Annotated in this window: 17 protein-coding genes; 13 read left to right on the plus strand and 4 right to left on the minus strand. The window is 55.3% G+C overall.

The window, feature by feature from the left end:
- Positions 1 to 4: 4 nt before the first annotated feature.
- Positions 5 to 1,438, minus strand: a complete 1,434-nt coding sequence (gene peaB / locus QUD59_RS01880) for a quinohemoprotein amine dehydrogenase maturation protein (protein ID WP_286239228.1) — start codon at positions 1,436 to 1,438, stop codon at positions 5 to 7.
- A 59-nt stretch (positions 1,439 to 1,497) separates the two neighbouring features.
- A complete protein-coding gene (gene peaA, locus QUD59_RS01885; RefSeq protein ID WP_286239229.1) occupies positions 1,498 to 3,081 on the minus strand; it encodes a quinohemoprotein amine dehydrogenase subunit alpha in 1,584 nt (527 codons plus the stop codon).
- A 576-nt stretch (positions 3,082 to 3,657) separates the two neighbouring features.
- On the opposite strand from peaA, the gene QUD59_RS01890 reads away from it, so the two are divergent.
- From QUD59_RS01890 to paaX, 3 genes are all read left to right on the plus strand, one after another.
- A complete protein-coding gene (locus QUD59_RS01890; RefSeq protein ID WP_286239230.1) occupies positions 3,658 to 4,389 on the plus strand; it encodes a response regulator in 732 nt (243 codons plus the stop codon).
- A gap of 2 nt (positions 4,390 to 4,391) precedes the next feature.
- Entirely contained in the window at positions 4,392 to 10,703 is a 6,312-nt protein-coding gene (locus QUD59_RS01895; RefSeq protein ID WP_286240977.1) for an AAA family ATPase, read from the plus strand.
- Between the two features lie 257 nt (positions 10,704 to 10,960).
- On the plus strand, positions 10,961 to 11,884 hold the full coding sequence (gene paaX / locus QUD59_RS01900; RefSeq protein WP_286239232.1) for a phenylacetic acid degradation operon negative regulatory protein PaaX: 924 nt from the start codon (positions 10,961 to 10,963) through the stop codon (positions 11,882 to 11,884).
- A 327-nt stretch (positions 11,885 to 12,211) separates the two neighbouring features.
- On the opposite strand, the gene paaY is transcribed toward paaX, so the two are convergent.
- Positions 12,212 to 12,805 carry a phenylacetic acid degradation protein PaaY gene (paaY, locus tag QUD59_RS01905; RefSeq protein WP_286239234.1) on the minus strand — a complete coding sequence of 198 codons (594 nt, stop codon included), beginning with the start codon at positions 12,803 to 12,805 and terminating at the stop codon, positions 12,212 to 12,214.
- Between the two features lie 15 nt (positions 12,806 to 12,820).
- The gene (paaN, locus tag QUD59_RS01910; protein ID WP_286239236.1) at positions 12,821 to 14,503 is read right to left on the minus strand and encodes a phenylacetic acid degradation protein PaaN; all 1,683 of its coding nucleotides are present in this window, start codon (positions 14,501 to 14,503) and stop codon (positions 12,821 to 12,823) included.
- 527 nt (positions 14,504 to 15,030) lie between these two features.
- On the opposite strand from paaN, the gene paaF reads away from it, so the two are divergent.
- The 10 genes from paaF to paaD all read left to right on the plus strand — a co-directional run bounded on the left by paaF (position 15,031) and on the right by paaD (position 23,973).
- Positions 15,031 to 15,810: a 2,3-dehydroadipyl-CoA hydratase PaaF gene (paaF, locus tag QUD59_RS01915; protein WP_286239237.1), complete on the plus strand. Its 780-nt coding sequence runs from the start codon at positions 15,031 to 15,033 to the stop codon at positions 15,808 to 15,810.
- A gap of 2 nt (positions 15,811 to 15,812) precedes the next feature.
- Positions 15,813 to 16,604 carry a 2-(1,2-epoxy-1,2-dihydrophenyl)acetyl-CoA isomerase PaaG gene (gene paaG / locus QUD59_RS01920; protein ID WP_286239238.1) on the plus strand — a complete coding sequence of 264 codons (792 nt, stop codon included), beginning with the start codon at positions 15,813 to 15,815 and terminating at the stop codon, positions 16,602 to 16,604.
- Positions 16,605 to 16,611: 7 nt separating this feature from the next.
- Positions 16,612 to 18,144, plus strand: coding sequence for a 3-hydroxyacyl-CoA dehydrogenase PaaH (paaH, locus tag QUD59_RS01925; RefSeq protein ID WP_286239239.1), 1,533 nt, complete (start codon positions 16,612 to 16,614; stop codon positions 18,142 to 18,144).
- Positions 18,137 to 18,622 (plus strand): hydroxyphenylacetyl-CoA thioesterase PaaI, encoded by a 486-nt coding sequence (gene paaI, locus QUD59_RS01930; protein WP_286239241.1) that lies wholly within the window; start codon positions 18,137 to 18,139, stop codon positions 18,620 to 18,622. Before paaH ends, paaI begins: the two co-directional genes overlap by 8 nt.
- 6 nt (positions 18,623 to 18,628) lie before the next feature.
- Positions 18,629 to 19,837, plus strand: a complete 1,209-nt coding sequence (gene pcaF, locus QUD59_RS01935; protein WP_286239242.1) for a 3-oxoadipyl-CoA thiolase — start codon at positions 18,629 to 18,631, stop codon at positions 19,835 to 19,837.
- Between the two features lie 144 nt (positions 19,838 to 19,981).
- A complete protein-coding gene (paaK, locus tag QUD59_RS01940) occupies positions 19,982 to 21,286 on the plus strand; it encodes a phenylacetate--CoA ligase PaaK (protein ID WP_434025500.1) in 1,305 nt (434 codons plus the stop codon).
- 114 nt (positions 21,287 to 21,400) lie between these two features.
- The gene (paaA, locus tag QUD59_RS01945; protein ID WP_286239243.1) at positions 21,401 to 22,342 is read left to right on the plus strand and encodes a 1,2-phenylacetyl-CoA epoxidase subunit PaaA; all 942 of its coding nucleotides are present in this window, start codon (positions 21,401 to 21,403) and stop codon (positions 22,340 to 22,342) included.
- Positions 22,343 to 22,354: 12 nt separating this feature from the next.
- Positions 22,355 to 22,648 carry a 1,2-phenylacetyl-CoA epoxidase subunit PaaB gene (gene paaB, locus QUD59_RS01950; protein ID WP_286239244.1) on the plus strand — a complete coding sequence of 98 codons (294 nt, stop codon included), beginning with the start codon at positions 22,355 to 22,357 and terminating at the stop codon, positions 22,646 to 22,648.
- Between the two features lie 17 nt (positions 22,649 to 22,665).
- Entirely contained in the window at positions 22,666 to 23,427 is a 762-nt protein-coding gene (gene paaC / locus QUD59_RS01955; RefSeq protein WP_286239245.1) for a 1,2-phenylacetyl-CoA epoxidase subunit PaaC, read from the plus strand.
- 6 nt (positions 23,428 to 23,433) lie between these two features.
- Positions 23,434 to 23,973 carry a 1,2-phenylacetyl-CoA epoxidase subunit PaaD gene (gene paaD / locus QUD59_RS01960; RefSeq protein ID WP_286239247.1) on the plus strand — a complete coding sequence of 180 codons (540 nt, stop codon included), beginning with the start codon at positions 23,434 to 23,436 and terminating at the stop codon, positions 23,971 to 23,973.
- Positions 23,974 to 23,990: the final 17 nt, after the last annotated feature.

Below are 23,990 nucleotides of genomic sequence, written 5' to 3' on the forward strand. Positions count from 1 at the left end.
CTTATTAAGCACCTCTTCGTGGAGATACATATGCATCAAAGAACCCCGGGTTCTCGAGCATAATCTGCGAGTAAATCTCTACCCCATAGTCGATCCAGTCGCGCAGCAGATCGCAGTAGTGGTAGGACGGTTTCGCAGGATCACCATATTTTGCATAGCTTTCGTGATAGCAACCGCCAGAACAGATATTACGGATACGGCAGGTTTCGCAGCCTTTACCGCTACGATCCAGACGCTCCTCAATAAAGCTGGAGAGCGCCGGTTTATCGATGCCGTTTTCCACATCCCCAAACAGCGGCATATCCGATCCGGTAAAACGGTGACAGAGGTTAAGACCACCCTCTTTATCTACCGCCAGCAGACCCACACCGGCACCGCAGGGCAGTTGTTTCTTATTGCCTTCGTGCAGGTCGGTCATTAACTGATGCATATTGCCAAAACCGAAGTTTTTGTTTTGCAGCGCCGCTTCCAGGTACTTTTTACCCAGACGCTTCTGCCCTTCAAACACCTCAGCCATCTCCTCTTCGGAGAGGTTAAAGGCGGCAATATCACCCGAAGTTACCGGTCCGAATCCGACCTCGGCGAAGCCCAGGTCGTGATAGAGGTGATCAAAGATCGTTTCCACATCGGTGATACCCTTGGTCAGGGTGACACGGCAACCCACCGGGCGCGCCGTATACCGCGACAGCAGCATATCGACCTTTTTCTTAACCACATCATAAGTACCCTGACCACCGACCGTGATCCGGTTTTTGTCGTGCATCGCCTTTGGGCCATCCATAGAGATGGTCAGACCAAAACGGTGCTCGTTAAACCAGTCAATCAGATCTTCAGTCAGCAGTGTCGCATTGGTTGTCAGAGTGAAATCCACCCGGGCTTCCAGATCAGCAAAACGGCGTTCGCAGTACGCCACCACTTCACGGATCAGCGGCATGTTCGACAGCGGTTCCCCGCCGAAGAAAACAACGTTGTACTGACGCTGATCAGGAGATTCCTTAAGCAGCATCTCAACCGACTGAATCGCCGTATCTACCGACATTTTCAAACCTTCGGAAGGGGTCGTCAGGTCCTCTTTGTAGCAGTAGGTACAACTCAGGTTGCAGCCGGTGTTAACGTTCAGTACGACCGTGGTTAACGGAAAATTTTCGACCTTTTTCGGTTCAGGATTGTAGCGTGCAACACCGTTGCTATCGTGGATGATTTCCAGCGACTTGAACTCTTCAAGCAGCTCGAACACATCGCTCGCCGCATAACGGTCTTCCAGACGCTGTTTGATCATTGGCGCTGTTACTTCACCCTGTTCGCCAAACAGATCAATCACATCCTTACTCATCTCATCCAGTTCGAACAGACCGCTGGTTGGCACATGAAACAGCATAGTGCGTGACTTCAGGTCCACCAGGTGGATGTTCGGTTTTACCAGAGACAGAGATCCCATACTCACCTCGTTAATATTTGTATGCCCTTAGGCTGGTTGAGGTTGCTATCACATTCAGATTACTGAATCAGTTCTTTGACAAAGTCCTGAACGGTTACCATCAGATGTGCCTGACCACTCACTGCATCAGCGCCATCTTTGACTGTACCGACAACCGCCAGATTACCCACGTTGTTAGTGGACATCTTACGCTCAGGGTTAAGACCCGCATCACCCGGTGTAAAGATACCTTTGGCATCGATCGAACCGGCGTATTTCAGGTCATTGTCATGTTCGGCCATCTCATCGAAAGCCTTAAGCGTCCAGCTTGCTGGCAGATAACCCAGAGACAGGTCATCTTCAGTGCCCGCTTTACCATCGGCACCCGCGGCATAACCAACGGCGCGATAGATCGCTTTCTGCTTAGGAATCGGACCACCATTACCACCGATACGGGCAATGGATTCTGACGGAGTGATCTCAACACGCGCTACGCTGTCATAAACAGCAACCGCACCGGCCAGCGTCTGATCACCGACTTTCAGATCGCGCTGACCCATCGCCGCATTGGCTGCAGCCTTCACCTGCACAACCAGACGATCGGCCGACTGGCTGAGCACTTTCTCAACCTTAACACCGGCACCCAGAGAGACTTTGTCGCTCAGGTTGGCACCCGCGATCACCAGCGTCTGAGTTGCACCCTGCTTCACGGAAGCCGGTGAAACAGAAACCAGCGTGGCAGCTTTATCCGCTTTAACCGCGGTAACAGAACCACCCATCACATCGTCATTTTTAAGGTACGCACGACCGCTCAGCTGCTTACCGTCTTCAGAGGCCGCAAACACCTGACGCACGTTACGTCCGTCGATCACGACAGCCGCACGCCATTCGTAACCCGTGAACACCTTAGCACTGCCACTGCCGCTCAGTTTGGAGCCGTCCGCGTAGTGACCATTGATCAGTACCACGTATTCATCTTTCTGGCTCGGCATCACAGACATGGTCGCGGTGAACTCACCTTTATCCGGCATAAAGCCAGACATCGCCCAGTCGCCTTTCAGATCAGCTTTAGGCGCTGCTTTCCAGTCATCCCAGGCTTTAGATTTGAAGGGATAGCCTTCGCCCAGCTTAACGCTGGTCTCATCCACAGCAATCTGGAACCATGGACGGTCACGATGACCCGCCAGGAATTCAATCGAAGGTACCTGCCCCATATGGAAGTGGACCAGTTTTTCCCACTCGTCCTGAGTTCTGCGCTGCAGACCAGAACGGGCGCTGGAGTGACAACCGGTACAGGTGCCTGCCACATGCTCGGGCACATCCTGCTCTACTACGTTCGGCTCACGTTCCAGAACATAACGCAGACCTGCTGTCTCACTCGGTGCCAGACCCTGATTATCAGCCAGGTACTTAATCAGCACCCGCTCATGCTCAGGAGAGATATGCAGACCGCGCTGTGACTTCATACGGTTGATGGTCATCTGCCATCCTTCCGGGGTTTTACGCTGCTGGCTGATGCGCGTGAACGGCGCTTCCGCCTGACCGGTTTCACTGTGGCACAACAGACAGTTTTCCTTGATGATCTGCGGCCCGTCTATCGCCGACGCAGCACTTGCAAACCCCAGAAAAGCTACAGCCCCGCCAAAGCGTAGAACCCGCTTCATGCTATGATTTTTCAAGACTATCACTCCCCACTTTTTGGTGATCCTTTGTTATATAGCAAACATCCTGCGGCTTATCCGGCGGATGTTCAGGAACCTGCGAACAAGTCGTGTAGGCACTCTGGCTCCAGTGATGGTTCACAATCAAGGAAGTATTTTGCAGTAATGTCTGGACCTTACAAAAAATACTGACACCGAGTGTGAATCATCACTGAAGCCCCGCAGGGCAAGCCCTGCAGCCTGTATCTGCGGTGTTGCAGCTCTTGTTAAGGACTACGGCCATTAACGGCGAACTGCGCCTTGCATCTACAGGCTTCAGGGCTTGCAGAGCACTAACAGGACTTATTCGCAGATTCCCTTGTTTGGGTATGCCCAAAGTACGCCAATGATGTAAATGAAGTACCGGGCAGATGTGTTGTTTTGTCGGCTTATGTAACAAACTGTAACAATCGATCATTCAAAAATCATAAGCTAATGAAATAAAAAGAGTATTTAATTATCGCACCCCGTTACACCGAATACTTTTCATGCCCTGAAGCGGTTGCTAGACTGGAATCAAACCCTTGCTGATGAACCCCTATGAATCAGAATGCCAATACCCCTTACCGCATCCTTATCGTTGAAGACGATCTGGCCTCCCGCTCGTTGCTGTCCAGTTACCTGAGCAAAGAGGGTTACAGCGTCAGTGAAACAGAGCAGGCGGACGATCTCAGTACGCGGGTACAGAATGAACGGATCGATCTGGTTCTGCTGGATATCAACCTGCCCGGAAAAGATGGCCTGACCCTGACCCGGGAACTGCGTTCCGTCTCCAGCGTCGGCATCATTCTGGTGACCAGTAAGGGCGACGAAATAGACCGTATCGTGGGTCTGGAGCTGGGCGCAGATGACTATGTCAGCAAACCCTTCAATCCACGAGAGTTGCTGGTTCGGGCAAAAAACCTGCTGTGGCGGGTCCGGGACAGCCAGCAGGCCCGCGCCAGCGAGAACAGCAACAGCCAGCAATGGTTGTTTGAAGGCTGGAGCCTGAACGCCAACAAACGCCTGCTGACCGACCCTCAGGGGGTCAGCGAGCGCCTGCCGGAGGGAGAGTTCAAACTGCTCTCCTGCCTGCTGGCGACACCCGGCGCCATCCTTTCCCGTGACCAGCTAATGGACGCGATCCATGACCGGGAGTGGACCCCTAACGATCGCTCAGTGGATGTCATGGTCGGCCGCCTGCGGCGTAAGCTGGGTGATAACCCGGCTAACCCCCACTTTATTCTCACCGCTCACGGTGCCGGATACATGTTTGCCGGTGAGGTCAGTTGAGCATGGTCACAGACCGGCTTCGGTTCACGGAAAGACTGCACAAAGGAAAACATAGCCGCATCTCCCGCGGCAGCATTGAACGGGCTGGCGGCCAGCAGTTTCCGGTGATCATCAAACAACTGGCGCGCAGCGAACTGAATAAAACCGGTAATCTCCGGCTCAGCCATGAATTCAGCATCCTCAGCCAGCTTGATCTGGAGGTTATCTGCAAGCCACTGGAGTTGCGCCAGAGCGAACAGGGCAATCAGATCCTGTTTCAGGACGCCGGATCGCTCAGCCTGCGCCGCTGGCTCAGCCTGCAACGCCCTGACTTCCGGCAGCGACTGAGCGCTGCACTGAATATCGCCCGCGCGCTGGGTCAGATCCACGAGGCCGGCATTATTCATAAACAGATCAGCCCGGACAATCTGCTGATCGATCCGGAAACCCTGCAGATCAGGATCATCGATTTCAGTCTGAGCTCCCGCCTGCAACGGGAACACCCGGTATCCCTGGCGGCGATCAGCAGCAAGCAGGATCTGGCCTACATCGCCCCGGAGCAGACCGGGCGAATTAACCGGGTGATCGACTATCGCAGCGACTATTACGGGCTCGGTGCCACCTTCTACGAGATGTTCACCGGTGCCCCGCCGTTTCAGAGCGAAGACAGCCTGGAACTGATCCACTGCCATCTGGCCCGCCAACCGGTCGAGCCCTATATCCAGAACACAGATCTGCCGGAACCCCTGTCCCAGATCATTATGAAGTTGCTGGCCAAAGATGCCGGACAGCGCTATCAATCCTGCCTGGGTCTGTGTAAAGACCTGCAGGCCGTCGAAACTATGAACGCCAGCCAGAAGCGCGGCCCCTTCGCTCTGGGTAAAGAAGATATATCGGAACGCTTTGAACTGCCGCAGAAACTCTATGGCCGGGAGTTTACGGTTAACGCGCTGAAAAGCAGCTTTGATGCGATTACCCGTGGCCGCCAGTCACTGACCCTGATCACCGGCTATGCCGGGATCGGGAAATCCAGTCTGGCCCATGAGATTCGCCAGTACATTACCCAGCACCACGGTTTTTTCGCTGCGGGCAAGTTCGATCAGTATCACCGCAACCGCCCCTACTCGGCGATCTATCAGGCCCTGCAGATACTGATCCGCCAGTTACTCACCGAGTCCGATGACCGTATTCAGCAGTGGCGTGACGATCTGCTCAAAGCCACCGGCAGCAATGCACAGGTTCTGTTTCGCCTGATCCCGGAACTGGAACTGATACTGGGTAAGCAGCCCACTGCACCGAAACTGCCACCGTCCGAGGAGCAGCACCGTTTCTCCCACGTCATCCGGCAGATTCTCAAAGTATTCGCTACCGCTGCGCATCCGCTGGTCTTGTTTTTTGATGACCTGCACTGGGCCGATCTCTCATCCCTAAAACTGCTGAGTAAACTTTCACATAACCCGCAGCACCCCTATCTGCTGATTATCGGCAGCTACCGGGATCAGGATTTCAGCAGCAACCACCCGTTCAAACTGGCGATTGAGCATCTGAAACAGGCCCCGGTAGAGGTACAGCAGCTGGAGATTCACCCGCTGCAGCTTGAGGACATCACCCAACTGGTGATGGATACACTGGGCCAACCGCGTCATCGATGTGCCGAACTGGCCCGGATCTGCATCCAGAAAACCCGCGGTAACCCCTTCTTTCTTAACCAGTTCCTGCTCGATCTTTATGATAAGGGGCTGATCAGCTTCCAGAACAATGGCTGGACCTGGGATGACCAGCAGATTCGCGAATGCGAGATCAGCAACAGCGTTATCGACTTTATGGTTGATAAGCTACAGAGGCTTTCCAGTCAGGCACTGCGGGTACTTAAGGTCGCCGCCTGTATCGGCAACCCGGTGCCCCTGCATATTCTCTCCCGGGTGTGTCGACTGAATGCGGTTGAGACCGCAGATAACCTCTGGCAGGCCCTGACCGAAGGCCTGCTGCTACCGCTGGGTAACAGTCACCTTTACGACCCGGCTTCTGAGCCGGAAAAAATCCTCTATCGCTTTGTGCATGACCGGGTTCAGCAGGCCGCATACTCACTGATCAGCCCGGATGAACTGGCCCCGCTGCACTATCAGATCGGTCAGGAGCTCAAAGCCAGCCTGCCGATCGCCGAACTGGGCCGCCGCCTGTTTGACGTAACCAATCATCTGAATCAGTCACAATCCCTCATCAGCAGCGATAAAGAGCGCACGGAGCTGGCCCGGCTGAACCTGAAAACAGGCATCCGCGCCAAGGAGTCAGCCGCATTCGAATCTGCGTTTGAGTATTTCACTCAGGGGCTCTCACTGCTGCCCGCCCGAAACGAACCGGGCGCCCTGTTGAGAGACCTGCAGAAACACGCCGCCGAAACCGCCTATATCCGGGCCGATTTTGAATTTCTGGACCGACTGCTGAGCGAAGCAATCCCCAATGCTGAGACCCTGCCCCAGAAGAGCCAGCTAGAGGAGCTGCGAATCCACGCACTGGTGGCGCAAAATCAGTTTTCTGAAGCGCTGCGGGTCGCCATCCGACTGCTGCAACAGTTAAAAACCCCGCTGCCGCTGCTGCCATCGCCAAAGAGTATCGCCCTCAACCGGGTTAAGCTCAGCCTGCTGCTGCAACGCTACTCCGATAAACGCATCCTCAGCCTGCCCATAATTACCGATCCCACCCGGCTCGCCGCCATGTCGTTACTGGCGAATATGTTTGGCGTGGTGAAGTTTTCCAGCTCAGGTCTGCGTCCTCTGGTTATGGCAAAAGAGGTTGAGCTGACGCTGCGCCACGGACTCAGTGACGAGTCTCCCATGGCTTTTGCCGGTTACGCCGGGATACTCTGCGGCAAATATGGCCAGATTCCACAAGGCCTGCGTCTGGGCCATCTGGCAATAGAACTGAGCCAGCAACTGGGCAATCCCCGGGAGCACCAGACCCAATACCTCTACAACGCCTATGTACGGCACTTTAAAGATCCGCTTCGCATCTGCGCTGACAGCCTGTTTGATTACCATATCAAAGCGCTGGAAGGGGGTGATATCGAGTGGAGCGCCTACCTGCTGGCCGCTTACTCCCAGTATGAGTTTGCCCTGAACGGCAATCTGCGCAGTTTTGCCCAGTCGCTGAAACAGTATGTTCTGCAACTGCGTGAATCCGGGCAGCAGCAATCGCTGGATTATACCCTGATGACCCAGCAGACCGTGGATACCCTGACCGGGCCTTCACCAGCCGGGCTGGATGGCGCCTTTTATAACGAAGCACAGATGCTGGAAGAGTACCGCAGCAACAATCACCGAACAGCGATCTGCCTGCATTATCATTACAAGGGCCTGCTCGCGTTTATCTATCAGGATTACACTGAAGCGGAAACCTGTTTTGCTGAAGCCAGCGCCTATGCCCCCTATATCAGCGGCACCTATACCGCTCCGCAGCTGCATTTTTTCGCCACCCTGAACAGTCTGATGCTGCTGGAGCAGACCAGCGTACTGGAGCACCCGGCCACCCTGAAGCGAGCGCGACGCTACCTGAAACAGACCGGGAAACTCTGCCGCTATGCGCCGGAAAATCACCGCCACCACTATCTGCTGGTGAAAGCGATGCTGCTCACCTGTGAAGGCCGTTACAGCAGCGCCATCGATCTGTTTGATCAGGCCAGCAGCCATGCGCAGAAACAGCAGTTTACACTCGATCATGCCATCTGCCTGGAACTCACCGGACACTGCTACCGTCTGTGGCAGAAAGAACCCCTGTTCCAGCATTACCTTAACCAGGCTCATCAGGTTTATGCTGACTGGGGCGCGAAAAGCAAAACCCGACAACTGGAGCAGCGCTTCAGTTTTATCAATCCGGACCCGCTACTGCCGACAGAAACGAATCATAATCTGGCCGAGCGTGACGATCACCTGAGCCACCACAGTTACGATATCGCTTCGGTCATTAAAGCCTCACAGGCGATCTCTGACGAGATTATGCTGGAACCCCTGATCTCCACCCTGCTCAGGCTGGCCATCGTCAATGCCGGGGCACAGCGCGCTGTCCTGCTGATGAACCACGACAGTCTGGTGCTCTCAGCAGAAACCATGATCGATCAGGAGACCCGATTCTTTCAGGAGATGCCGCTGAACCGGGCCGTAGAAATCTTACCCACCAGCATCATCCACTACGTCGCCCGCACCAAGGAAAACGTAGTGCTTGGCAATGCCAGTGCCCATGAGATGTTCCAGCAGGACAGCTATATCCGGGACGTGCGCCCGTTATCATTACTGGCGCTACCGATCCTCTACCACGGCGAACTGACCGCCATCATCTATCTGGAAAACAACCAGAGCAGTGACGTTTTCAATCGTGACCGGCTGGAAACCTTGCAGATACTCGCGTCTCAGGCAGCGATCTCCATCGAAAATGCCAAGCTCTACCAGAGTCTGGAACAATCCGAGCACGACTTTAAATCCCTGTTCCTGAACGCCGTTGAGGGGATCTTCCGAACCACGCCACGAGGGCAGTTTATCTCCGCCAACCCGGCACTGGCGGCCCTGCTCGGTTTCCAGACCATGGATGAGTTCCACAGCAATATCAGCGACATCACCAAACAATGCTTCTTCGATGATGATGAGCGTGATGAATGCCTGCAGAAGCTGGACCGGGAACACAAGGTAGTTAACTTTGAAACCCGCTGGCGCACCAAATCCGGGGAGCCGCTGTTTGTTTCCATCTCCGCCCGCAAGGTGATCGATGCCAACGGACAGATTCAGTACTACGAAGGCTCCCTGACCGATATTGGCGAGCGAAAAGCCAAGGAAGCCGCCGAGCAGGCACGGCACGAAGCTGAGGCCGAAAATGAGGCTAAATCCCTGTTCCTCGCCACCATGAGCCACGAGATCCGCACCCCGATGAACGGCATCCTCGGCATGGCACAACTGATGAAAAAGGGTCAACTCAGTCAGGCGCAGAGCGAACAGGTAGAAACCATCTACAACGCGGGTCAGTCCCTGCTGGCGATCCTGAACAATATTCTCGACTACTCCAAGGTCGAATCAGGCCAGCTTGAACTGGAACAGAAACCGTTCTGGCTGCAACAGGTGCTCGACGAAACCTACAACCTGTTCCTGCCGGTTGCGCAGGAGAAATCCCTGCAGATAGTCCCGGCGATCGATCGCAGCCTGCCTCCCCTGCTGGGCGATAAGCGCCTGCTGAATCAGATCCTGATGAACCTCTGCTCCAACGCTCTGAAGTTCACCCATCAGGGCTATATCCGGATTCAGGCCCGGGGAGAAACGCTTCAGGATAACCGGGTCAAAGTGCATTTCAGCATAGAAGATACCGGCATCGGTATTGCCGATCAGGCCAAAGCAAAAATATTCCAGCACTTCACTCAGGCAGACAGCTCCATTACCCGCCGCTACGGTGGCACCGGGCTGGGTCTGGCGATCACCAAGCAGATTATCGAACAGCAGGGCGGGCGGATCGGCTTTGACAGCGAAGAATCCAGTGGTACCACGTTCTGGTTTGAACTCACCTACCCGATCGCCTCTGAAGCACCGCAGCAACTTCAGGAAGAACAGCCACTTACCGGCCGACAGGCGCTGGATATCCTGCTGGTTGAAGACACCCCGGTGAACCAACAGGTTACACAGGGGCTGCTGCAAAGCGACGGCCACCGGGTCAGCATCGCCGACGACGGCTTTACCGCCCTGTCGATGCATAACGATCATGATTACGACCTGATCCTGATGGATATTCACCTGCCGGATATGGATGGCGTGGAGACAACCCGCCGTATCCGCCAGCACCCGGACCCGGATAAAGCCAGCGTCAAGGTTATCGCCCTGACCGCCTCCGTTACTCCCCATGAGATCGAGAGTTATCTGGCCGCAGGCATGGATGGCGTGCTGGCGAAACCGATCCAGTATCAGGAGTTGCAGGCACTGCTGCTGCGACAACAACCCGGCACTACCATTGAGCAACAGACGGAATCCGGGGGGCTGTTAGATCTGGCGCTGATAAAACAGCACCGGGAGATGCTCGGCGATGAAAGCCTGAGTCACCTGCTACAGCAGTTCCACGATCAGGCAATCAACCTGCTTGATGAACTTGATCAGGCGTTCAGACAGGTACAGCGGGATAAGCTGGTACAGAAGGCCCACACCCTTTCCGGGGCGGCCGCCAACTTCGGCTTCAGCGCACTGCAAAAAGCCAGTAAAACGCTGGAAAATGAAGCCGAAACGGCTGATCCGGAAGCATTGCAAACACAACTGGAAGAACTGCGTTCGATCTACAGACAAAGCTGCGAACAACTGGCCCTGCTCCCATAATGGGTAACCGGGGCCTTCCCTTTCAGAAGGCAATTTTGTTCTATCCTAAGATCTATTTATAACAGGAAAATATAACAGTTTTGAGCAATAATATGCTCAACTACGTATCACTTTAAAGTTAAGATATTAATAAAAACAACAGCCACCCGGTTTCGTCTGGTGATCCCTGAACAGGTTCAAGTTGCCTGCATAAACAACGAGTTATAAAATGCGCAACCGTAAACCAGCGAGTAACCCTGAGTGTAAATTGGAGTCACATGCCCGCTTTCCCCGCCCTTGAAACACTGGTAGAAAATTTTCGTAACCGGCGCCCGATTCGCGCGGGTTCGCTGATCATTACGGTCTACGGTGATGCGATTGCGCCCCGTGGCGGCACCGTCTGGCTGGGCAGCCTGATCAATCTGCTGGAACCACTGGGCCTGAATCAGCGTCTGGTACGCACCTCGGTTTTCCGGCTCGCCAAGGAAAACTGGCTGGTTGCAGAGCAAGTCGGCCGGCGTAGCTATTACAGCCTCACCGGCCCCGGCATCCGACGCTTCCAGAAAGCCTTTGAACGGGTTTACGCCGAACACAATCCGGAATGGGATGGCCGCTGGCTGATGGCGATCCTCAGTCAACTGGAACAGGATGAACGCCAGAAACTGCGTCAGGAGCTGGAATGGCATGGCTTCGGTACGCTGGCACCCACGGTATTGCTGCACCCGCAGATGCAGAAAACCGAACTGCAATCGGTCTTGCAGGAGTTCAACTACCAGAACGATGTGATTATTCTGGAAGATATGGGTGAAGGCTCTCAGGCCACCCGCGCCCTGCGCCTGCAGACCCGCGAATCATGGAACCTGCCAAAGCTGGCTCAGAACTACCAGAGCTTCCTCGACAAGTTCCGCCCCATCTGGAACCACATCAAAGAGAAAGGCACCCCCACACCGGAGCAGTGTTTCCAGATCCGCACCCTGCTGATTCACGAATACCGCCGTATTATTCTGCGTGACCCGGAGTTACCGGATGAACTGCTCCCCGGCGACTGGGCCGGCAGCGCAGCCCGGCAATTGTGCAGCAACATCTACCAGCGCGTCTGGCAAGGGGCCGAAGCCCATATGGATGATGTACTGGAAACCGCTGAAGGGCCGCTGCCACCACCGAACAGCAAATTCTATAACCGCTACGGCGGCCTTAACTGAAAAACGGAGCCACAGGCTCCGTTTTTTTATGCGATCTTCATGCGAATTAATTGGCAATACAGAGGCGCGATGGAATACGCCAGATGGAATAAGTTTGGTGCAATAAGTTTGGTGCAATAAGTTTGGTGCAATACGCTCGGTGCAATACGCTTCGCTATTGCACCCTACGGGCCGGGGCTAACAGCCTGATTGAACGACCTTCACACAGCTAGCTCTTCCCAGCAGCGAAGCGTTCTAGTCCCTAGCCAGCCGAAGGCGTCCTGACAAGCGAAGCGTTCTGATCCCTAGCCAGCCGAAGGGGTCCTGACAAGCAAAGCGGTCTGGCATTTAAGACTGATACTTCGGTTTCACCTGACCTACATCCATCCGCGGGCGATCCGGCTCCACCTCTGTCAGCGGTTCAACCTGTTGCATCGTGCTCTGGCAACGGCGGGTGAGATCCTGATAGGTCGCGGTTCCGGCACTCTTCCAGGCCACTTCTTTGTCGCTGACTTCCCGAATCACTTTCGCCGGCGAGCCCACCACCATACTGCGGGGGTCACACTTAAAAGCCGCTTTTACAAAAGCACAGGCCGCCACAATCGACTCCGCACCTATCTCAGCGCCGTCCATCACCACCGCATTCATACCCACGAGTGCGTTACGGCCGATCCGGCAACCATGGAGCACCGCGCCATGACCAATATGACCATCCTTCTCGACTACCGTATCGGTGCCCGGAAAACCATGCAGCACGCAGGTATCCTGCACATTAGCCCCCTCTTCCAGAATCAGGCGACCAAAATCACCACGTAAAGAAGCGGCCGGGCCCACATAACAACCGGGGCCGATAATCACATCACCAATCAGAATGGCGCTGGGATGCACATAGGCGGTCGGATCGACCACCGGGGTGATGCCATCAATACTGTATACCTGCATGCTCAATACTCCTTTTTATTCTTCTCTGGCAGCCACATGGCGACGGCTCTGTACAACAGCAAAACGTCCGGCGACAAAGGCCGGATCGGTCAGGGAGGCGTTGGCTGCCGGGTTATTGCCGGTGGCATGAAAATCACTGAAGGCCGCCGCCTGATTCACAAACACAGCGCCATCGAGATTACACGAAAGCGCCACACCCTGCTCAACCGCCACGGCTTCCGCCTGATCAAGCAGCGCCTCATCGGTTGAATACACACCGAGCGTGATGGCCCCTTTACTCGCCACCGTTTCGGCAATCAGCGCCAGCCCCTCCTGACTGTCCTCAACCGCAACCAGGAAGGAAACAGGCCCGAACTGCTCCTGCTGCCAGACCGGATCATGCCCCTCCACCGACAGTATCAGTGGCGTGCGATACAGCGCGCCCTCATAACCGGGAATCCCGTGAGCCTCAGATGCCAACAGCACCTTACCCAGAGCGCTGGCCTGCTGCAGACGCTGTATAGTCGCCGGGTTAGGGATCGCCCCCAGTACCCCCGCCGCACGTTCCGGATCGGAAAGGAATTTACGCACCGTGTTACAGAGGTATTCACAAACCTGTTCATAGCTGAGGGTACCCTCATCAGTCGACACACCGGATCGCGGAATCAGTATTGCCTGCGGCGTGGTACACATCTGGCCGGAATAAAGGCTGACAGAAAATGCCAGATTCTGCGCCGTGCGCTTCATACTGGCAACACTGTCGATCAGCACCGTATTCACCCCGGCCTGCTCTTTATACAGACGCGCCTGTGTTGCGTGTTCGCTGAGCCAGTCACCAAACGCATTTCCGCCGGTGTAATCGATCAGCTTAACATCCGGGTGAGTCGCCAGAGTCTGCGCGATCCCCACTTCAGCGCCCTCAGCCGCCATCGTCACCAGACGCGGATCAAATCCCGCCTCGGCAAGCACCTGCTGACAGACCTGAACGGTAATCGCCACCGGCAGTACCGCCTGAGCATGAGGTTTGATAATCACAGGATTGCCGGTCACCAGACTGGCAAAGACGCCCGGATATGTGTTCCAGGTAGGGAAGGTCGAACAGGCCACCACCAGCGCGACACCGCGCGGCACAATATGGTAGCGCTTATCCATGACCAGCGGGTCATGCTTACCCTGAGGTTTGTGCCAGTGCGAAGTCGCAGGAACCACAGACATGGCCTGCCAGGCCGCCGCGACCGCTTCCAGCCCCCGATCCTGTGCGTGGGGGCCACCCGCCTGAAACGCCATGGCAAAACCCTGCCCGGTGGTATGCATCGTCGCATGGCCTATCTCGAAACTGCGCTTATTCAGACGCTCCAGAATTTCAAGACAAACGGCGGCCCGCTGCTGCGGACCGGCATCACGCCAGGCAGGCATCCCCTGCTTCGCTACATCCACCAGATCTTCAGCGGCATACAGGTCATAACTGATACCCAGCGACCCTGTGTAGGGTGATACCTCAACGCCATCTACCCCCTGCGGCGCAGGCCCCAGCAGCGAGAAATGGCTGCCGGGTAGCGCCTGATAGGCCGCTTCGCCCTCCTCTCTGGCACTGGCACCATAAAGCTTGCCACTGGGGATTTCCGGATAAGGCGTCCAGTGCCCGCGCGCCTGAAGAGCGGCACAAGCCTGTTGAAGAAGGGGCTGATGTTTCTGCCAGAGCTGATCCACGACTACCATCGGTCTACCTGCATTTGTAATAAATCATTACATTGTGATTCAAAAAACCACAAAAAAATTAATTTTGCGTATCTCAATACTGATCAAACTATAACCGAGGATATTGACCAGCATCAAGGAAAAAATTATTTATCATTATTTTTCAATAAGTTACAAAAAATTACTACCGCCCGAGTCGACACATCTAAAGCGATAATTCTGGTCTATAATTCGACTAATTGATCAAACAACATCCAGACCAGCGGTTTCATTTCAGGCTCGGAATAACAGAATAATTTCAATATATTTCAACACCTTAATACATATATCAGCAGGATATGGAGCAAATGCAGAAGTGACACAAAAAAAGCAGCATAAGTTTGACAAAGTGCATCACTTTGCATTTTACTATCCATATATTGACCGGTATCAATGTTTGCAGTGACTTTTCGAACCACTCAAAAGCACAGTCAAACCAGGCCAAAACAGAGTACTCCGCGCTAAGAGAAGGTACTCGTTAACATATTAAGCAAATGACAGGATAATGCATGAGTACTCTGACTACCCTTAAGGTCAGCGAGCCAGCCAATGGCGTACTGACTATCACCCTGCACCGCCCTGAAGCCCTTAATGCCCTGAATACCAAACTGCTGGAAGAGCTGGCTGACCTGCTGCAGGAGACTCAGGCAAACCCTGAAGTCGGCGCAGTGGTCATCACCGGCTCCGGCAAAGCCTTTGCTGCCGGCGCCGATGTCCGGGAGATGGCAACACTCGATGCCGTAGGCGTCCTGCGCGACCCCCGTGTTGATCACTGGAAACGCATCACCGCGTTCAAAAAACCTCTGATCGCCGCCGTAAACGGTTTCTGTCTGGGTGGCGGCTGCGAGCTGGCCATGCACGCCGATATCATCATTGCCGGTGAAGAGGCTAAATTCGGCCAGCCGGAGATCAAACTCGGCATCATGCCGGGCGCTGGCGGTACTCAGCGTCTGCTGCGCGCTGTTGGCAAGTCCATGGCGATGCAGATGGTCCTGACCGGCGAGCCGATCTCTGCACAACAGGCGATGGGCTTTGGCCTGATCTCTGAAATCACGATTCCTGAAGCAACCGTTGAGCGCGCCCAGAAGGTCGCCCGACAGATTGCCCGCCATGCCCCCATCGCGGTGGAGATGGCAAAAGATTCCGTTCTAAAAGCATTCGATACTGATCTGGCATCCGGCCTGCTCTATGAGCGCAAGGCGTTCACTCTGCTGGCGGCCACTGAAGACCGCAATGAAGGTATCAACGCTTTTATCGAAAAACGTAAACCCGCTTTCAAAGGATGCTAAGCATGAATTTCGAAACTGTCAGCCTGTCAATTGAAGATGGGGTAGCACTGCTGGCCCTGAATCGTCCGGATCGTCTGAACAGCTTTAACGCTGATATGCACGAAGAGGTACGTCAGGCGATTAAAGCGATCAAGAAAGATGAAAGCGTACGCTGTCTGGTACTTACCGGTAATGGCCGCGGTTTTTGTGCCGGCCAGGACCTGAGCGACCGTAATGTCGCAGCCGATGCTGAGATGCCCGATCTGGGCCTCTCCGTTGAGAAGAACTACAACCCGCTGGTACGTACCCTGCGTGATCTGCCGATGCCGGTTATCTGCGCGGTTAATGGCGTAGCCGCCGGTGCCGGTGCCAATCTGGCGCTGGTCTGCGACATTGTGGTTGCCGCACGCTCCGCCAGCTTTATTCAGGGCTTCAGCAAGATCGGTCTGGTACCTGATTCCGGCGGCACCTGGACCCTGCCACGTCTGGTGGGTACTGCCCGTGCCAAAGCGCTGATGCTGCTGAGCGAGAAAGTTTCCGCCGAGCAGGCTGAAGCCTGGGGCATGATCTGGAAGTGCGTTGACGACGAAGCGCTGATGGATGAAGTCATGGGCATGGCGAAGAAGCTCGCCAAGCAGCCAACCAAAGGTTTCGATCTGACACTGCGTGCCGTGAACGCTGCCAATACCAATACGCTGGATGAGCAACTGGATCTGGAACGCGACCTGCAGCGTCTGGCCGGTCGTACTGACGACTACCGTGAAGGTGTAGCTGCCTTTATGGAAAAACGTGCCCCTGAATTTAAAGGTAAGTGAGCGCCCTATGACTAATACTGTTTCACCTCTGGACAAAAGCGCTCAGGTTGCGGTGATCGGTGCCGGCACCATGGGTGCAGGTATCGCTCAGGTTGCTGCGGCCTATGGCCACCCGGTTATTCTGTTCGATATGAACCCGGAAGCGATTGAACGCGGCATCAACCAGATTAAATCCGGTCTGGAACGTCAGGTTTCCCGTGGCAAGATGACTCAGGAAGCGCTGGACGCCCTGCTGGCGAATATCACGCCGGCCTCCGAAATCGCTGCGCTGGCCGATGCCAGTCTGGTCATCGAAGCGATCATCGAAGATCTGAAAATCAAGCGCGGTCTGCTGGCCGATCTGGAAGCAACCTGCGCGGCTGATGCGATTCTGGCAACCAACACCTCCTCTATCTCCGTGACAGCACTGGGCGCTGAGATGCAGCACCCGGAGCGTCTGGTCGGTATGCACTTCTTCAACCCGGCTCCGGTGATGAAGCTGGTTGAGATCGTTTCCGGTCTGGCAACGTCTCAGGAGATCGCAGATCTGACTCACGCCACCGCGACTGCCTGGGGCAAACAGGCGGTTTACACCAAGTCCACACCGGGCTTTATCGTAAACCGCGTAGCCCGCCCTTTTTATGCTGAATCTCTGCGTATCTTTGAAGAAGGCGCAGCCGATATTGCTACGCTGGATCAGTTGCTGAAAGGCGCAGGCAACTTCCGCATGGGGCCGTTCGAACTGATGGACCTGATCGGCCACGATGTGAACTACGCCGTGACCTGTTCCGTATTCGACGCTTACTATCAGGACCCGCGCTTCCTGCCTTCACTGACTCAGAAAGCGCTGGTTGAGTGCGGTCGTCTGGGCCGTAAGAGCGGTCACGGCTTCTACAACTACGCTGAGGGTGCCGAGAAACCGGCTGCGGCTGTCACCACTGGCGGAAATACCCCTGAGCAGATTCTGGTCGTCGGTGATCAGGGTGTGGCCAATGCGCTGGTTGAGCGTATGGAAGCAAAAGGCCTGAACGTTGAGAAACAGGCCTCTGAAACTGAATCCTATATCAAAGTAGGCAGCGCCCGCCTCTGCCTGACTGACGGTCGTTTTGCGACCGAAGTCGCAGCTCAGGGTAATGCCAACACCGCACTGTTCGATCTGGCACTGGATTATGCCACGGCCAGCGCGCTGGCTGTCGCCTTTGCCGATCAGTGCAGCGAAGAAGCCAGACAGGACGTCATCGGCCTGTTCGCCGCGCTGGAGATCGCCCTCAGTGTTGTAGACGATATTCCGGGACTGGTGGTGATGCGTACCGTTGCGATGCTGGCTAATGAAGCCGCAGATGCCGTGAATCAGGGCGTCTGCACCGCTGCCGATGCTGACGTTGCCATGCGTGGCGGTGTGAACTACCCACAGGGCCCGCTGGCCTGGGCCGATCAGGTCGGTGTTGCGCACATCTTTACCTGCCTGAGCAACCTGCAGCAAAGCTACGGCGAAGACCGTTACCGCCCTTCCGCGCTGCTGCGTCGTAAATTCTTTTCCGGAGCGACCTTCCATGGCTGAGCAGACCAACTACGCAGAAAAATATGATCTGAATGATCCACAGCAACTGGCTGAAGCCTGCCGCGATGCCCTGCTGGCCGATGATCCGCTCACCCGCGAGCTGAAGATGGAGATCATCAAAGTGGCGCCCGGTTATGCCGAGCTGACCATGCCGGTACAGGACTGGATGACTAACGGTCACAACACCTGTCACGGCGGCATGATCTTCTCACTGGCAGACAGCGCCTTTGCTTTCTCCTGTAACACAGAGAACTACCCGACCGTTGCGGCGGGCGTGACCATCGATTACATCAGCCCGGGCCACAGAGGCGATCTGCTCACCGCGAAGGCGAGTAAATCTCACCAGCGTGGTCGTACCGGCGTTTATGACGTCCGGGTTGAAAATCAGAAAGGCGAACTGATCGCAATGTTCCGCGGTCGTTCACACCGAATTCGTGGTGTCGTTATTCCCGGCACTGAACTACCGGAAGGAAGGTAACTGACAATGACTGATGCATATATCTGCGATGCGATCCGTACCCCGTTTGGCCGTTATGGCGGAGCCCTCTCCCCTGTACGTGCCGATGATCTGGGTGCCGTCCCGCTGAAAGCGCTGATGGAGCGTAACCCTCAGGTTGACTGGGCCAGCGTGGAAGACGTGATCTACGGTAACGCCAATCAGGCCGGTGAAGACAACCGCAACGTGGCGCGCATGGCGACTCTGCTGGCCGGTCTGCCTACCTCCGTACCCGGCACTACCGTTAACCGTCTGTGCGGTTCCGGTATCGATGCGATCGGTATGGCAGCACGGGCGATTAAAGCCGGTGAAACGGAACTGATGATCGCCGGTGGCTGTGAATCCATGTCCCGCGCACCTTTCGTTATGGGTAAAGCGGAATCGGCATTCAGCCGTAACCCGAATGGTCTGTTCGACACCACCATCGGCTGGCGTTTCATCAACAAAAAGATGAAAGCTGAGTACGGCGTAGACTCCATGCCGGAAACCGCTGAAAACGTCGCTGAAGATTTCAATATCTCCCGTGAAGATCAGGATCTGTTCGCGTTCCGCAGCCAGCAGAAAACCGCTGTGGCCATGGAAAAAGGTCTGTTCAAAGAGGAGATCTGCCCGGTTGTGATCCCACAGCGTAAGGGTGATCCGATCGTGGTTGATACCGATGAGCACCCACGTGCGTCCACTACCCTCGAAGGTCTGGCGAAGTTGAAGGCGCCATTCCGCGAAGGGGGTTCGGTGACCGCGGGTAACGCTTCCGGCGTTAACGATGGTGCCTGCGCCCTGCTGATCGCGTCTAAAGAAGCCGCTGAGAAAAATGGCCTGACGCCTAAAGCACGTATCGTTGGTATGGCAACAGCAGGTCTGGAGCCACGCATCATGGGCTTCGGTCCGGCACCGGCTACCAAAAAAGTTCTGCAGAAAACCGGCCTGACGCTGGAGCAGATGGATGTGATTGAGCTGAACGAAGCTTTCGCCTCTCAGGGTCTGGCGGTGATGCGTGATCTGGGTCTGCCGGATGATGCGGAACATGTAAATCCGAATGGCGGCGCCATCTCTCTGGGTCACCCACTGGGTGCCAGCGGCGCGCGTCTGGTCACTACGGCGATGTACCAGTTGCATCGTACCGGCGGTCGTTATGCGCTCTGCACCATGTGTATCGGTGTGGGTCAGGGTATCGCGATCATTATCGAGCGCGTTTAAGCGCCCGGCGCGAGAGATATTCGGCGTGGGGACACGCCTCCTGCAGCCAGGAATGTATAGATAACCCTCACGGGATATCTGAGTTAACCGCCACAACAGCACCCGTCAGAGGTGTTTATAAAAAGTTAACGACAGGACAAAACTATGATGAATATGAAAGTGGATCCAAACGCACTCGATCCGATTGAAACGGCCAGTATTGATGAGATCCGTGCCCTGCAGCTGAGCCGCATGAAGTTCAGCCTGAAGCACGCTTACAACAATGTGGCAGCGTACCGCACACTGTGTGATGAAAAGGGTGTTCATCCGACAGACCTGAAAACTCTGGACGATCTGAAACTCTTCCCGTTTACCACTAAACAGTACCTCCGTGACGCTTACCCGTTCGACTCTTTCGCGGTGCCTATGAGCCAGGTCGTGCGTATTCACGCCTCTTCCGGTACCACCGGTCAGCCAACCGTGGTGGGTTACACCCAGCACGATATCAACGTCTGGTCTGACGTGGTGGCGCGTTCTATCCGTGCCGCCGGTGGCCGCAGCACTGATAAGGTTCACGTTTCTTACGGTTACGGCCTGTTTACCGGCGGTCTGGGTGCGCACTACGGTGCTGAGCGTCTGGGTTGTGCAGTGATTCCGATGTCCGGTGGCCAGACCGAGAAACAGGTCCAGCTTATGCGTGACTTCGATCCCGATATCATCATGGTCACCCCGTCCTACATGCTGAACCTGATCGACGAGATGGAACGTCAGGGCCTGAACCCGCAGGAGATGGCGCTGCGTATCGGTATCTTCGGTGCCGAACCATGGACCGCTGAGATGCGTAAAAACATCGAAGGCCGTCTGGGTATCGATGCCGTCGACATCTACGGTCTGTCTGAAGTGATGGGCCCGGGTGTCGCGATGGAGTGTGCCGAAACCAAAGACGGCCCAACCATCTGGGAAGACCACTTCTACCCGGAAATTATCGATCCGAACACCGGCGAAGTACTGCCGGATGGCGAATACGGCGAGCTGGTATTCACCTCGCTGACCAAAGAAGCGCTGCCGGTGATCCGTTACCGCACCCGCGACCTGACCCGTCTGCTGCCGGGCACGGCCCGTCCGATGCGTCGTATCGACAAGATCACCGGTCGTTCCGACGACATGCTGATCATCCGTGGTGTCAACGTATTCCCGACCCAGATCGAAGAACAGATTCTGAAGATTCCGGCGCTGGCGCCCCATTACGAAATCATCGTAACCAAAGACGGCAACCTGGATATGGTGCAGGTGAAGGTGGAACTGACCCCTGAAGCCCAGAGCACCGATCAGGCACCGGTTATCAAGGAACTGCAGCACCATATCAAGTCGGTTGTCGGTATCAGTACCAAGATCGATATCGTACCGGTTGGTGCGCTGCCACGTTCCGAAGGCAAGGCTAAACGAGTATTCGACAACCGCCCTAAGTAAGCGGTTGCATTTAATCTTTGCCGGCACGCCCTTCGCGCCGGCAAAACAAGAGCTGATGCAGGCTCAGCCTGATAAGCGCTGAGTTTGCAAACCCAATTTGTGGAGGCGATAACCATGACACCTCAAGAAGAAAAGTTCTGGCACAAGATCGAAAACGAAGAAAAGATCGAGCCTAAAGACTGGATGCCGGAAGACTACCGCAAGAACCTGATCCGTCAGATCTCCCAGCACGCACACTCCGAAATCATCGGAATGCAGCCGGAAGGCAACTGGATCACCCGCGCGCCGTCCCTGCGTCGTAAGGCCGTTCTGCTGTCTAAAGTGCAGGATGAAGCCGGTCACGGACTGTACCTGTACAGCGCCTGTGAAACTCTGGGTATCTCCCGTTCTGAAATGATCGAGCAACTGCAGACCGGTAAGGCGAAGTACTCCTCAATCTTCAACTACCCGACCCTGACCTGGGCCGACGTAGGCGCAATCGGCTGGCTGGTTGACGGTGCAGCGATTGTAAACCAGGTGTCCCTGCAGCGTACCTCTTACGGCCCATATTCCCGCGGCATGATCCGTATCTGTAAGGAAGAATCCTTCCACCAGCGTCAGGGCTATGAAGCGATGCTGGCACTGGCAAAAGGTTCTCCGGAGCAGAAAGCGATGGCTCAGGATGCACTGGACCGTTTCTACTGGCCTGCACTGATGATGTTCGGCCCGCACGACTCTGAATCGGCACACTCTCAGAAGTCCATGCAGTGGAAGATCAAGCGAGAAACCAACGACGACCTGCGTCAGAAGTTTGTTGACCAGACAGTGAAACAGATCGAAGTGCTGGGTCTTGAGCACCCGGACAAAAACATCAAGTGGAACGAAGAGCGTGGTCACTACGACAGCAGCGACCTGAACTGGGACGAGTTCTGGAGCGTGATCAACGGCAACGGCCACTGCAACCGTCAGCGTATTGAGCACCATGTAGCCGCTCACGACGAAGGCGAATGGGTACGCGATGCAATCTCCGCGTACAACGAGAAGAAACGAGTTAAAAAAGCACAAAATGCGGCGTAAGGGGTAATCGAGATGACTAACATTACTGAAAAACTGGAACTGTTCGAAGTATTCGTCCGCTCCAAGCGCGGTCTGGACCACAAACACGTTGGCTCTCTGCACGCAGAAGACCACGAACAGGCACTGGAATATGCCCGTGACTGCTACACCCGTCGTAGCGAAGGCGTGAGCATCTGGGTGGTTAAATCCAACGATATCTGTTCCTCGCAGGAAGACGATGCGGATTGCTTCTACGATCCAAGCGATGACAAACCATACCGTCACGCGACTTACTACGTCCTGCCTGACCCAGTTAACAACATGTAATCGGTGGGGTGAAGAGAATGAGTGATATCAAAGCTGCAACGCTTGAATACGCAACCCGACTGGGTGATGACTCTGTTGTACTGGGTCACCGCATCTCCGAGTGGGTGAGCTACGGTCCCTTCCTGGAAGAGGATATCGCCTACGGTAACGTAGCGCTGGATTACATTGGTCGTGCCCGCATGTTCTACACCTACGCGGCAGAACTGGCCAACGATGGCCGTGACGAAGACGATTTCGCCTTTATGCGTAACGACCGCGAATACCGCAACCTGCTGCTGATGGAGATGCCGAAAGGTGACTTCGCCTACTCTCAGGTTCGCCAGCTTTTCGCTGACGTTTATTACACCGTACTGCTGCCTGAACTGCTGCAGTCCAAAGACGATACCCTCTCCGCAATCGCTGCTAAAGCGATTAAAGAGACTAAGTACCACCTGCGTCGCAGCCGCGACTGGGTACTGCGTCTGGGCGATGGCACCGAAGAGAGCCACAAGCGTACTCAGAAAGCCATCGATCAGCTCTGGGGCTACACCCACGAACTGTTCGATATGGACGAAACTGAACAGTTGCTGGCGGATGAAGGCATCGGTGTAGACGTTTCCAAACTGCGCGATGCGTGGCTGAAGATGGTCAGCGATATTCTGGCCGAAGCGACGCTGACAGTACCGGAAGACAGTTGGGCTGTGCGTGGTGGCCGTACCGGTTACCACACCGAGAATCTGGGTCACATGCTGACTGAGATGCAGATCGTGCACCGCTCCTACCCGGGTTGTAAGTGGTAAGCCGTTATGAATGAAATCTCACTGATGCCGGAAGAGCAGTACCAGCGCCTGCAGCAACGCAACGCTGACGACGTAAAGGAACTATGGGATCTGCTTGATCAGGTAAAAGACCCCGAAGTCCCGGTGCTGACCATATGGGATCTGGGGATACTGCGTGACATTCAGCGTGAAGGTGAACGGATCGTCGTCACCATCACGCCGACCTACTCCGGTTGTCCGGCGATGGACAACATCAGTACCGATGTGACTGCGGCGCTGAATGCAGCAGGCTACAGCGACGTACAGGTGAAAACCTCGCTGTCGCCCGCCTGGAGTTCTGAGTGGATGTCACCTGAGGGCCGTCGCAAGCTGCGTAACTATGGCATCGCGCCACCGGAAGACGCAGATCTGGATGAAGATGGCCTGACCCCGGAAGCACACGCGCAGTGCCCGCACTGCAGCTCCCGTAACACCCGCCGGGTAAGTGAGTTTGGCTCCACTGCATGCAAGGCGCTGTTCCAGTGCAATGACTGCAACGAACCATTTGATTATTTCAAAAAGATCTAGGCAGGTCCCGGGTCTTA

Origin of the sequence: Neptuniibacter halophilus (assembly GCF_030295765.1) — a bacterium.
Taxonomy (GTDB): Bacteria; Pseudomonadota; Gammaproteobacteria; order Pseudomonadales; family Balneatricaceae; genus Neptuniibacter; species Neptuniibacter halophilus.